Source organism: Bradyrhizobium sp. 1(2017) (assembly GCF_011602485.2).
In the GTDB taxonomy this organism is placed as follows: Bacteria; Pseudomonadota; Alphaproteobacteria; order Rhizobiales; family Xanthobacteraceae; genus Bradyrhizobium.
In genome coordinates, this window is the sequence record NZ_CP050022.2 from 4,728,206 (window position 1) to 4,741,909 (window position 13,704).

The 13,704-nt window shown below is 62.5% G+C and carries 6 protein-coding genes; 3 read left to right on the forward strand and 3 right to left on the reverse strand.

All coding sequences use genetic code 11. The features are described 5' to 3' along the window. Positions 1–36 precede the first annotated feature (36 nt). Positions 37–855, forward strand: a complete 819-nt coding sequence (locus tag HAP40_RS22420; RefSeq protein WP_166815674.1) for a chromate resistance protein ChrB domain-containing protein — start codon at positions 37–39, stop codon at positions 853–855. Next, positions 855–2,240: a chromate efflux transporter gene (gene chrA, locus HAP40_RS22425; RefSeq protein WP_166815673.1), complete on the forward strand. Its 1,386-nt coding sequence runs from the start codon at positions 855–857 to the stop codon at positions 2,238–2,240. The genes HAP40_RS22420 and chrA overlap by 1 nt, the downstream gene beginning before the upstream one ends. A 42-nt stretch (positions 2,241–2,282) precedes the next feature. On the opposite strand, the gene HAP40_RS22430 is transcribed toward chrA, so the two are convergent. From HAP40_RS22430 to HAP40_RS22440, 3 genes are all read right to left on the reverse strand, one after another. Further along, positions 2,283–3,347 carry an SDR family oxidoreductase gene (locus tag HAP40_RS22430; protein ID WP_166815672.1) on the reverse strand — a complete coding sequence of 355 codons (1,065 nt, stop codon included), beginning with the start codon at positions 3,345–3,347 and terminating at the stop codon, positions 2,283–2,285. Between the two features lie 473 nt (positions 3,348–3,820). After that, a complete protein-coding gene (locus tag HAP40_RS22435; RefSeq protein WP_166815671.1) occupies positions 3,821–5,491 on the reverse strand; it encodes an arylsulfatase in 1,671 nt (556 codons plus the stop codon). 1,118 nt (positions 5,492–6,609) lie between these two features. After that, positions 6,610–8,154: a GMC family oxidoreductase gene (locus tag HAP40_RS22440; protein ID WP_166815670.1), complete on the reverse strand. Its 1,545-nt coding sequence runs from the start codon at positions 8,152–8,154 to the stop codon at positions 6,610–6,612. 782 nt (positions 8,155–8,936) lie between these two features. On the opposite strand from HAP40_RS22440, the gene HAP40_RS22445 reads away from it, so the two are divergent. Beyond that, positions 8,937–13,589: a DUF4082 domain-containing protein gene (locus HAP40_RS22445; protein WP_414645405.1), complete on the forward strand. Its 4,653-nt coding sequence runs from the start codon at positions 8,937–8,939 to the stop codon at positions 13,587–13,589. The last annotated feature ends 115 nt before the right edge of the window (positions 13,590–13,704 follow it).

Genomic DNA, 13,704 nt, shown 5'->3' on the forward strand with positions numbered 1-13,704 from the left:
GTATCGCGTCCCGTTCGTTTTTTGCGAGGACGCATCATGTCAACGTTCACGACCATATCATCTGATAAATTGGCACGGCTGATCGGCACGGCGAACGCGCCTGCCCTGATCGATGTGCGCACCGCCGAGGATTTCGCCGCCGACCGACGGCTGATCCCGGGCTCCATCAAGCTCAGCCACGACAAGGTGACGGACTGGGGCGGCGACTTCGCCGGTCGCCGGGCCGTCGTCTCATGCTTCCGTGGTGAGAAGCTCGCGCAGGGCACGGCCGCCTGGCTGCGCCAGCTCGGCGTGGAGGCGGAGACGCTGGAGGGCGGCTTCGAGGACTGGAAGGCAGCAAAACTGCCGCTGCTCGACACGCGCAAGCTGCCGCCGCGCGACGCGAAGGGGCGCACGGTATGGGTGACGCGGGCACGGCCGAAGGTCGACCGCATCGCCTGCCCCTGGCTGATCCGCCGCTTTGTCGACCCCAACGCGGTGTTCCTCTATGTGGCGCCATCCGAGGTCGTCGCCGTCGGCGAACGGTTCGATGCGGCGCCCTTCGACATCGAGAACGTGTTCTGGAGTCATCGCGGCGAGCTCTGCACCTTCGACGTCATGATCGAGGAGTTCGGGATCGCCTCACCGCCCCTGCTCCGCCTCGCGACGCTGGTGCGCGGCGCCGACACCGCGCGGCCGGATCTCGCGCCGGAGGCGCCAGGCCTGCTCGCGGCCTCGCTCGGACTGTCGCGCATGTATGATGACGATCTCGAACAGCTCGAGGCCGGCATGCTGCTCTATGACGCCTTCTACCGCTGGTGCCGCGACGCCACCACTGAGACCCACAACTGGCCGACCAACAAGGCGAAGGCGTAATGGACACCCGTAACGTTCAAGCAGGAGCTGACGCCGGTCACGGCGTCAGCTTCAACGAGGCCTTTCGCGTCTGGCTGCGCGTCGCCTGCCTCAGCTTCGGCGGGCCCGCGGGCCAGATCGCGGTGATGCATCGCATCCTGGTCGAGGAGAAGAACTGGATCTCCGAAGGCCGTTTCTTGCATGCGCTGAACTATTGCATGTTGCTGCCGGGGCCCGAGGCGCAGCAGCTCGCGACCTATGTCGGCTGGTTGATGCATCGCACCGCCGGAGGGTTGATGGCGGGTGGCCTGTTCATCCTGCCCGGCATCATCGCCATCATGGGCCTCAGCTACGTCTACGCGGCTTTCGGCAATGTCAGCTTCGTCGAGGCGCTGTTCTTCGGGCTGAAGGCCGCCGTGCTCGCCATCGTCGTCGAGGCCGTGGTGCGCGTCGGCAAGCGCGCGCTGAAGAACCGCATCATGATCGCGCTCGCGGCGGCGGCCTTCGTCGCGATCTTCTTTTTTGCCGTCCCCTTCCCGATCATCATCATCGCCGCCGGCGTGATCGGATATATCGGCGCAAGGCAAGGTCGCCCCGAATTCGCACCGGCCGGTCACGGCCGTGGCGACAGTAGCGCGGCGATCGACAGCATGCTCGGCGAAGCCGAGCCCGAGCACGTCCGCCCCAACACCGCGCGCGCGATCCGCGTCGGCGCGCTGTGGCTTGCGCTCTGGCTGGTACCGGTCATCGCGCTGCTCCTGGTGCTCGGGCAAGCCAGCGTGTTCAGCCAGATCGCGCTGTTCTTCTCGAAGATGGCGCTGGTCACCTTCGGCGGCGCCTATGCCGTGCTGGCCTATGTCGCGCAGCAGGCGGTCGAGCATTACCACTGGCTGAAGCCGCACGAGATGCTCGATGGGCTTGGCATGGCCGAGACCACGCCGGGTCCGCTGATCATGGTGCTCCAGTTCGTGGGTTTCATGGCTGCCTATCGCGATCCGAGCGGCCTATCGCCGATGCTGGCTGCGACCTTGGGCGGATTGCTCGCGACCTGGGTCACGTTCACGCCCTGCTTCCTCTGGATCTTCGTCGGCGCGCCCTATATCGAGCGCCTGCGCGGCAACACGGGCCTCGCCGGCGCGCTCAGCGCCATCACTGCCGCCGTCGTCGGCGTGATCCTCAACCTCTCGATCTGGTTCGCGCTGCACACGCTGTTCCGCGAGACGGTGCCAGTGAACGCCTTTCCGCTGAACTTCGACATGCCGGTCCTGAAGAGCGTGGACGTTCCAGCGCTGGTGCTGGCGATCGCAGCGGCAACCGCGATCTTCCGGTTCAAGCTGGGCATGCTGACGGTGCTGGCGGCAAGCTGCGCAGCGGGCGTGGCGCTGCGGGTGGCCGGGGTGATTTAGAAGCTGCACTCGCGTCCGGTTTGCCGCCGCCGCCCCCAACGTTCAAGGAATGATGCGCGCCAGGCGCAAGCGGCCGAAGAGATCGAAAAAACTGTCGTCCGTTGCCTGATAATCGAGAAAGCCGAGCTTGCGGCTCTTGCTCATATCCGTCACGACCTCGATCGGACGGCCAAGATCGGCGTCGGTGTGCCACGCAGAAGCGAGGACGCCAAGGTCTCTTTCTACAAGATCATGCTTGCGGGCGATGTCAGCCCAGAGCGGGCCTGCATCGGCAAGTTGACTCGCCAGTGGCGCGACTTCGCCTGGAAAAGGCGCAGGCCGCAAACCGAACCAGTGGGCGAGCCGCGCCCACATCCAGCTCCATCGGAAGACGTCGCCATTTACGACATTGAACGCCTGGTTTCGTGCAGCATCTGTCGTCGCGGCCCATTCCAGATGTCGCGCCAACAATCTCGCGTCCGTCATATCCGTCAAACTGTTCCACTGCGTCAACGAGCCCGGAAACAGAAATGGTCGCCCGGTCTCTCGGCAGATCGTGGCGTAGGCTCCAAGCGTCGTTCCCATGTTCATTGCGTTTCCGATCGCATAGCCGATGATGGTGTGCGGGCGGTGAACACTCCAGGTAAAGCCGTCGCGCTTGGCCGCGATGAATAGCTCGTCCTCCTGCGCGTAGTAAAAATTCTCGATATCGAGCCGAGGCTGCTCCTCGCGGAATGGCGTCGCGGGCAGCTTGCCTTTGCCGTAAGCTTCGAATGGCCCGAGATAATGTTTGAGCCCCGTGACCAACGCCACATGAGAGACCGAACGCGCGCCAGAGAGTGCCTGCAGCACATTGCGCACCATCGCGGCGTTAACACGGACATTTTCCGACTCGGTCAGCTGGCGCAGCCATGTGGCGAGAAACACATGGGTGGGACGAAGGCCAGCCAGAGCTGTGCGAAGCGAGTCCGGATCCTGGAGGTCGGCGGCGACGGCATGGACACCCTCGATATCGGCAGGCGGGCGCCTCGCGAGCCCAAGCACCTGCCAGCCACGAACGCGGAGATGGCGGGCGAGATTACTCCCGACGATGCCGCTGGCTCCGACGACAAGCGCCGTATTCGTCATTACTGCGCCCTTCCGTTGACTTGGGGTAGCTAGTAACGACAAAGGACGACAACAGATGTTTCGGCCGGTCATCACCACTTCTTGAAGCGGGAGTGGCCTGATTGGGCACTCGCCTGATGCTCAGAAAGCAGCCCCCGAGTGGCGACTTCCGCAACGGTCATAAGCCGCCGTCCCTACGTTGTCCGGCTTCCGTCAGCTTTTGACCGAGAGCCGACCTCACGACGACTGAGATACCCGACAGCCAAGGGCCAACAGTGGAAGTGCCGACCTTCTCTACCTCGCGTCAGATTTACTCTCGAAAGCGGTCGTTGAGGTCTTCGGGTAAGCACGTCGGCTATCCGCCACGCGTGGCATCAGATGGATTTATGAACGTCGGCAGGCGCGAGCTACTTTCCGTGGGACCACTAATCTTGTCACTTCGCGGCATGATACTGATCACCGGTCCGCAACTCGCACCTTACCTCTCGGTGTTGTCAGCGTGTGGACCCTGCCTCGAGCTGCCTTTGCATCTGCTCCATGATTTGATCGACGCTGAAGCTCGCAGCCCTTTGACTTGGCGGATATTCTTTGAAGGTTGCGAGGAACTGCGCGACAACCGGCTGTGATCCGAGCATCACTCCCATGCCATCCGCCATAAACCAATCGTAATAGGTGTTCGACGTGACGTCGGCCCGCTCGTAAGGGTCAGAGCGAAGGTCGAAGACCTTCGGAACCCGCAGCTTGACGAACGGCTCTGCCCAAATTCGCAGCGTGCCCGTCGCACGCTGTTCCTCGAACACTGCTTTCCAGTTCTCGTAACGCAGGGCGACGAGGTCTCCATCGTCATTGAAATAGAAAAACTCCTTACGCGCGCTCTTCGGCTGCTGGCCTGTCAGGTAGGGTAACTGGTTGTAACCGTCGAGGTGGACCTTGAAGGTCTTTGTCCCTGCTGGATGGCCGCGCAACAGCTTGTTCTTGATGTCCGGTTCGCCAGCCGCGGCCATCAAGGTCGGCAGCCAGTCGAGACCGCTCATCATCTCGTTTGACACTGAACCGGGTTGGACGCGTCCAGGCCAGCGCATCATGCATGGCACGCGAAATGCACCTTCCCAGTTGGTATTCTTCTCGCTGCGAAATGGAGTTGTTCCCGCATCGGGCCACGAATTCTGGTGCGGGCCGTTGTCGGTCGTATAGATCACGATGGTGTCGTTGGCGAGGCCCAGATCGTCCACTGTCTTGAGAATGTTACCGATGATGTTGTCGTGCTCGATCATTCCATCCGCATATTCGGTTCGGGATGTAAATCCCGGTTGGTCGCGATGGGCTTCTCGCACGTGGGTACGAAAGTGCATGCGGGTGGAGTTGAACCAGCAGAAGAACGGTCGGTTTGCGCGCGCCTGACGCTGCATGAAGTCGATTGCAGCAGCTGATGTTTCGTCATCGATGGTTTCCATGCGCTTTCGAGTCAACGGACCTGTGTCTTCGATCTTGCCATCGGCGGACGCCTTCAGCACACCTCGCGGGCCGAACTTCTTTTTGAACTCCGGATCGCGCGGATAAAAGCGCGACTCCGGGTCCTCCTCGGCGTTTAAGTGATACAGATTGCCGAAGAATTCGTCGAAGCCGTGATTGGTCGGTAGATACTCATCGCGATCGCCGAGGTGATTCTTACCGACCTGGCCGGTGGCATAGCCGAGCGGCTTGAGTAGTTCGGCGATGGTCGCGTCACGTGGCTGGAGTCCAACCGTTGCGCCGGGCATGCCGACTTTCGATAGTCCCGTGCGCAACGTACACTGGCCAGTGATGAAAGTGGAACGGCCCGCCGTGCAGCTCTGCTCGGCGTAATAGTCGGTAAACATCATTCCTTCTTTAGCGATCCGGTCGATGTTCGGTGTCTTGTAACCCATCAAGCCGAACGAATAGGCGCTGATGTTCGTCTGCCCGATGTCGTCACCGAAAATGACGAGAATATTCGGCTTTCCTCTTGACGGAGTTGCGGGTGTCGCTGGTTGAGGAGACTGTTGAGCTTGCGCGGTCGAAACGAGGGCAGATGTACTGAGTGCCGCTGTTGCTACCGCGGTGCCAGCAAGCAAGATATTGCGCCGCGTCGGAGGACTGGTCGGTAAGAGGGCACCGAGTTCTTGATCGACCTTCCTGCCTGTCATAACTCACTCCATTTGTGAGAATCGACGCACACTCTGATATCCGAAGGAATTTCTCGGATGGTCAGGTAGCCCGAAAGGAGCTTGCGGATTACAGGCGGCCGGCGTTCATCCGGGCGGGTTCAGGGTGACAGCTTTGCCTGGAACGGTCGAGTTGCCCCAAAGTCCAACTTTACGGACGCGATCAAAGCGATCAGCGCCCGAGCGTCAGCTTTGGGGCCAGAAGCCGTCGATGCCGGCCGAGCGGAGCGACTTCCGCTTCGCTCTTGAAGTCTGACGTTATGATTACATTCCCTCTAGGCGAAAGCTCGCCATCGAGGCACTGCCGTCGGGCAAAACAGCCGCCACACCGAGGGACATCGCATGTCAAGCCCTATCATCGCAAATATTCCACTTTACCGAAATTCGGATTTGTCGTACAGACAAGACACCCTGGCCCGAGACAAGGGGCGGATCGCGATCGTCACGAACCGCGGGCTGGGCAGCGATGGACGCGACGGCGTCGGGCGCGATGGGCGTTGCAGGGCGGGACACCGTGAGCAATGGCTCTCGCGCGAACGACACGGCGCCGACAGCGTCTTCGCATGGCTTCGGGGGCGAGCACACGCCACCCCTCGGATTCCCAGCGAGGACGTGCGCGGACGGAGAAGTCGTGTGGTCCTGACGCCCGGGGTCTGTGCGTCAAGGCTTGCGGTGATGTGGCAGCCGACCGGCACGCGCATCGATCATCCGCAAGGCGACGGGGGCAATAGTGCATCGCTCCCCGGGGAGAGCACGAAGGACACCGTTAAAACCATTCGCGCAGGGAAGGCCGGGCGACCGGCAACACCTGTGGTCCACCCCGTGTGCATTTTTACAGCGCACGGACCTGCGGGTGCCAGCCTGCGCCCGGCCTTCCCTGCGCCCTTGTCGTTTTCGAGGGTGCGAAACGAAGAGCAAGCCTCGGGCACGACGCGCCGCGAGAAGGCGGTCGTGCGCCTGCTGTTTGAAATGTGAATTGGAGAGCGGTGCCCTCACCGCTTGCTTCGTCATTGCGAGCGCAGCGAAGCAATCCAGACTGTCACCGCGGAAAGACTCTGGATTGCTTCGCTGCGCTCGCAATGACGCGGAGGCAGCAGAAACTACCGCACCATCATCCGCGCGATCGCTTCGCCGATCACCACGGTCGTGAAATGCGTATTGGCGCGGCAGTCCGACGGCATGATCGAGGCGTCGGCGACGCGCAGGCCGCTGATGCCCTTCACCGTGCCGTCAGGATTGACCACGCCATTAGCATCGCCAAAGCCGCTCATGCGGCAGCTGCCGGCGGCGTGCTGGATGTCGCCAGTCTCCCGGCGCAGCACCGCGTCGAGCTCGTGGTCCGGCAGGTGAGCTGCCTGCGGCAGCGTCAGATCGGTGTCGGCGAGCCGGATCCAGTCCGCAATGCCTGACAGCGCGGGCTGCGAGGTGATCACGGCGAGGCGCTTCACCGCATCCATCATGCGCAGCATGTCGCGGGGGTCGGCCAGCATGTTCTCCTCGACGACAGGATCGACCGACGGATCGGTCGAGGCCAGCTTGAGCGTTCCACGCGAATAGGCGTTGAACAGGCCGGCGCCGATCGCCCCGGGGTTACCGATGCCGCGATGGTTGAAGGCGATCAGGATCATGTCGCGCTTGCCGCCGTCGGCGAGACCCGAGGAATAGGTCACGCAGCAATTGGTATGGCGGGTGTCGGGATCGATGGGCCTGAGCTTGTCGTGAAGCTGAATGGTGGCGCGAAACAGCGGGTGGTCGAAGAAGTGCCGCCCCACAGGCAAATCGCGCGCGACCGCGATTCCCATTGCCTTCAGCTCGTCGGCGGGACCGATGCCCGAGCGCAGCAGGATCGCCGGACTGTGGATGGCGCCGGCGCAGAGCACGATCTGGCGCGCGCTGATCTCGTGGGTGCCCTGCCCCTCGATATGAACGCGCAGGCCCGTCGCCCTTCCGTCACTGATCAGCACGCGATCGACCAGCGCATGGCCGCGGATCTCGAGCTTGGCGCGGCCGCGCGCCGGCTCCAGATAGCCCTCGTTGGTGCTGATGCGTCGACTGTTCCGGCTGTTGATGGGATAGCAGGCAACGCCCTCGCCGTCCGGACCGTTGAGGTCGGCGCACCAGGGGTAGCCACTCGCCAGCGCGGCATCGCGCAGGCCGCGGTCGATCGGCCCCCATGTCTCGGGCGGCGCGCGATACACCGGCAGCGGCCCGCCGCGTCCGTGGCCCTCCGCAGCGCCGAACTCCAGGTCATCCTCGATCACCGAGAATAGCGGCATCACGTCTTTCGCCGACCAGCCGCTGCAGCCGAGCGCAGCCCACTCGTCGAAGGCATTCGCGACGCCGCGGATGGCGATCTGGCCGTTCATCATCGAGGAGCCGCCGAGCCCCTTGCCGCGCCAGTAGAAGCGCGACTCCTGCCCCGCGACCCGGCGCGACAGCAGATCGGGCCACTGCCATTTCTCCTGGTACTCGCGCTTGTGGATGATCGGGATGGGATTTGGCGTCCTCACCTCCCACGGCGCCTCATCCGCCCGCCAGTCGCGGCCCGCCTCGAGCAGCAGCACGCGCCGCGCGGGATCCTCGGAGAGCCGTGCCGCAACCGCAGCGCCAGCGGAGCCGCCGCCGACAACAATGACATCGTACATCGCGTTATTTCTCAGCGTTTCAGAAGACCGGGATGGCAGAGGGTATCAGATCGCGCAAGGGGCCGCAGTCGCTGGCCAGGTACGCGAACTGGTCCCACGGCGAGCCCAAATCATCAGAGCCACCAGCGTCGACGCCAGAGACGCTCCAGCCCTCCTTCTTGGCGCGTTAGCGGGTTCACGAAACGACCCGGGCCCCACAGTCGCCCCGCTGAGGCGTCGATTTCCGCAAAAAACAGAATGCCTTGGCCGTTCAAGGCCAGGTTTTGAGCGACCTCAACTTGAGATATTCAATATTTATTTATTCGACAAATTTTAATTTTTAATTAATTTATTTAAATAATCAACCCGAAGTCTCACCCACCCGGCAATGCCGCGACGAGGTTGCCATGCAAGACAGCAATTCCCTCTTTGGTATTGGACGATCGCGCGCTGAGACAACCAAAAAGAAGCTGCGCGAGTCAGGTCAAAGAACCGGCAGCGCCCCAAGCGGACAAGTCTCCCCCGACGCCACGCTGTTGCGCCGCGCGTCCATCGACATAAGTCTCGCAAACATTCCCTGCGGTGGATCCTTGGCGAACGCGCAGCTCGCTTCGAGGGGCGGCATTGACCCGCCGCCTTTGCGGAGCGGCAGTAACGATGCGTTGCCAGTCGCCGCTGACGCACTGGATTCGCGTTCTCTCGCAAATCACCAGCCGACTCCCCCCGTGAATGTCGCATCGGAGTCTGGCTCCACGCCTCCGATATCCACGTCTCCGATATCCACGCCTCCGATATCCATGACTCTGCCGGCCGGCCAGAGTGTCAGTCCTTGCTGTGGCACGTGCGGCTACGTCAACTGCCCGCTACAGGCGCTCGCGCAGAACCCAACCAGCAACCACAGTGCGCTGGCTGGTCAATCCTACGGTGCAGGTGCGCCCGGCGCGGCCGATCATGTCGCGACGATTTCACCGGGCATTCCCACCGCTTCGATCAGCGCCTCGATGTCGTCGGCGAATGTCGTGCCCGTGACGAACTGGACTGGTGCGTTGCCCGGCGGCGGAAGCGGCGGTGGAACAACTGGCCAGATTGGAATTCTGTCCGGCCCCGTTGCGACTGCGGTAGCACCGCAGACTGCCGCGGCAACCCTGCTGGCAGCGCCCACCGCGACAAACCCGATCGTGCTGGAAAATCAGAAGCCCGGCAATCCGGAGAGCGAGTGGGGAATTGACGGCGCCGGGGACTCGAACATCGAAGGCTTTGCGACCGACATCAGCGTGAACCACGGCACGACCGTCAGCTTCAAGATCAATACGGATTCCGATCACTACAGGATCGATATCTATCGCCTCGGCTATTACGGCGGCATGGGCGCCAGGAAAGTCGCGTCGATCGATCACACCGGCCTGCAGTCCCAGCCTGCGCCGCTGACCGACCCGACCACCGGGCTGGTCGACGCGGGCAATTGGTCCGTCTCGGCATCGTGGGACGTGCCAGCGGACGCCGTATCGGGGGTGTACATCGCGAAACTCACGCGCCTGGACGGTACGTCCGGCGAGAACCAGATTCCGTTCATCGTACGCGACGACAGCAGCCACAGCGACATCGTGTTCCAGACCTCCGACGAAACCTGGCAGGCCTACAACGGCTGGGGCGGCGCAAATTTCTATGGCGGCGATGGTCCGGCGCAAGGTCAGGGTGCCGGACGGGCCTATGCGGTCAGCTATAACCGGCCCATCGATACGCGTGGCGGCGTCGGAACGTTCGCCGGTCCCCAGGACTACCTGTTTGGTGCCGAGTATGCGGCCATCTCCTGGCTGGAGGAGAACGGCTACGACGTCTCCTACATGAGCGGGCTCGATGTCGACCGCTACGGCAGTCTGTTGCTGAACCATAAGGTCTACCTTGACGCCGGTCACGATGAGTATTGGTCGGGTCAGCAACGGGCGAATGTCGAGGCGGCGCGCGACGCCGGTGTCAATCTGGAGTTCTGGAGTGGAAACGAGGTCTACTGGCGGACGCGTTGGGGCAACAGCATCAGCAGCGACGGCACGCCTTACCGCACCTTAATCAGCTACAAGGAAACCTGGGCAAACGCTTCGATCGATCCCACCGACCAGTGGACGGGCACGTTCCGCGACCCTCGCTTCAGCCCACCTGCTATTGGTGGTGGCGATCCGGAAAATTCACTCACCGGTACGCTATTCCAGGTCGACGACGTCGGTACAAGCCTCGGCACGATCACGATTCCCTACGAGGACGCAGACTTGCGGTTCTGGCGCAATACCAGCGTCGCCGACCTGCAACCCGGTCAGACAGCGTCGTTGAACACAAACTACCTCGGCTATGAATGGGACACCGCGCCCGACAACGGCTTCGATCCGGCCGGGCTCGTCAGACTGTCTTCAACGACGGTCAACGTCTCCACGTATCTTCTCGACTATGGGAACACCGTCGGTGACGGAACTGCGACGCACAACCTCACACTGTACCGTGCGCCCAGCGGCGCATTGGTTTTCGGCGCCGGGACGGTTTATTGGCCCTGGGCACTCAGCGCCAACCACGACAAGGAAGAGACCCCGGTCGATCCGCGGGTCCAGCAGGCCATGGTCAACCTGTTCGCCGATATGGGCGTTCAACCGGGGACGCTTCAATCGGGGCTGATCACCGGGCTGGCTTCTACCGACCATACCGCACCGGTTTCCGTCATCAATGCCCTGGGCCCGATAATAGCCCAGGACTCTGTCACGATCTCCGGCACGGCGACAGACGTTGGGGGCGTCATCGCTGGCGTGGAAATTTCAACCGACAATGGCGCGAGCTGGCATCCGGTAGATGGAGAGGCAAATTGGACATACAATTGGTCCCCTCAAGTTGCCGGCACCTACACCATTCTCTCGCGTGCCGTTGACGACAGCATCAATTTGGAAACGCCGTCGGCGGGCCGCACGGTCACTGTCACGGCCCCTTCTTATCTCACGCTGTTTTCGGGCTCCGCGACTCCTGCGACTTTGAACACCACCGACGTCGGCGCTGTGGAGCTCGGCGTAAGGTTCGATTCCTCTGTCGCGGGTACCGTTAGCGGTGTCCGCTTCTACAAGAGCGGCCAGGATACCGGGACCCACACCGGCGAGCTTTGGTCAAGTACAGGCGTGCAGCTCGCGACGGTTGCTTTCACGAATGAATCAGAGAGTGGCTGGCAGAGCGCCTTTTTTTCCAGTCCTGTAACGATCACTCCCGGTACGATCTACACCGTCTCATATCATACCAACGCCGGCCACTACTCCAATACGAACGACTATTTCACGACAGCTGTGACCAATGGTCCACTGACGGCACCGGCTCAGGGCAACGGCGTCTACGCCTATGGCAGCGGCTCCCTCTACCCGACCGAAACGTATCAGTCGACGAACTTCTGGGTGGACGTCATGTTCAACCCATCCACGGGCACGACCAATGTCGCGCCAGTGGCCGTGGACGATTCCGGAATTGCGACCACGCAAGGCACGGCCGTCACCATCACGGCGGCGTCCCTGATCGCCAACGACAGCGACGCAAATGGTGACGCCCTGACAATCACCGCAGTCAGCGGCGCCGTGCATGGCACCGTCGTGCTCAACACCCAAGCCAACCCGGCGGCCAACACCATTACCTTTACGCCCGACGCGGGCTACCTTGGAGCGGCAGCTTTTAGCTACACCGTCTCGGACGGACGAGGAGGAACGGCCACAGCCAACGTCGACTTGAACGTCGTTGCGCCGGGGCAGCCGGTCAGCCTCTTCAGTGCGGCCAATTCGCCGCAACAAGTCGGTTTGAACGACGGCGCGCCCCTCGAGGTCGGCATGAAGTTCACCTCGGCGGCGGCAGGCAATATCACTGCGCTGAAGTTCTATCGCAGCACCGGCGACACCGGTCCTGACCTGCTCGACTTGTGGAGTGCGACCGGCACGAAGCTTGCCAGCGCCACTTTCAGCAACACGTCAGCGAGCGGCTGGCAGACCGTGACCCTGGCAACGCCGGTCTCCATCGTGGCCAACACCACCTACATCGTTTCCTACCACACCGATGGCGCCTACGTGGTGACCAACAACTACTTCACCTCGGCCGTCACCAACGGCGTCTTGACCGCGCCGTCTACCACCACGGCCGGCGGCAACGGCGTCTATGCCTACGGCGGCACAAGCACCAACGGCATCTTCCCGACCAGCACCTGGAACGCCAGCAACTACTGGGCAGACGTCGTCTTCTCCACGTCGACCGGCGGCACGCCCGGCAATACGACGCCAACCGCCGTTGCCGACACCGGCAATGCGACCGAGAAAGGTGGGCTTGCCAATGGTTCCGGCGGCTCGCCGGCGAGCGGTAACGTCCTCACCAACGACACCGACCCGGATACCGGCGACACCAAGACGGTCACAGCCATCAGCTTCAACACGACCAACGGCTCGCTCGACACAGCGCTCGCCGGTGCGCATGGCAGCATCGTTGTCGATGCCGCCGGCAACTACACCTACACCGTCAACGAGACCGATTCGGCCGTGCAGGCCTTGCGGCAGTCGACCGACACGCTGTCCGATGTCTTCAGCTACACGATGCGGGATTCGGCCGGCGCCACGTCATCGACGACGCTGACGATCAACATTCACGGCGCCAACGACGCGCCGGTGCTGGCTAATCAGACCGCCGGCCAGAACGCGGTCGTCGGCTCGGCGTTTTCGCTCGCGCTGCCGGCCGGCACCTTCACTGACGTCGACACCGGCGACAGCCTCACATATGCGGCGACAGCCTCCGACGGCTCACCGCTTCCAGCCTGGCTGACATTCGCCCCGGCAACGCGAACGTTCAGCGGCACGCCGGGCTCCGCCAATGTCGGCACATTCAGTGTCAAGGCGTCCGCCACCGACCTCGGGGGCCTGACGGCCAGCGAGACATTCAACATCGACGTAACGGCGACACCACAGGTCGTGAGCCTCTTCAGCTCATCCACACCGGTGCACAATGAATACAACGACGGCTCGCCTCTCGAGCTGGGTCTCAAGTTCACCTCGTCGACGGCCGGCGACATCACTGCGCTCAAGTTCTACCGCAGTGCCAATGACAACGGACCCGACCTGCTCGATCTGTGGAGCGCAACCGGCACCAAGCTCGCCAGCGTCACGTTCACCAACACGTCGGCAAGCGGGTGGCAGACCGTGTCATTGCCGACGCCAGTGGCGATCGCGGCCGACACCACCTACATCGCCTCCTACCACACCACCGGCGCCTACGTGGCGACCAACGACTTCTTCACCAACCCGGTCACAAGCGGTTCGTTGACGGCGCCATCCACTTCCGCAGCCGGGGGCAACGGCGTCTATGCCTACGGCGGCACCAACAGCGAAGGACTGTTTCCGTCGAGCAGCTTCAATGCCAGCAATTATTGGGCGGATGTCGTGTTTCGCCCGCAACTTGTGGGCTAGATTGATCGCACCCGTCTAGAGCGTTTTCGAGCGAAGTGGACACCGGTTCGCGGAAAGAAAACGCGTCAAAACAAAAATCTAGAGCCCCGTTCCGATTCCATCGGAACGGAAATGG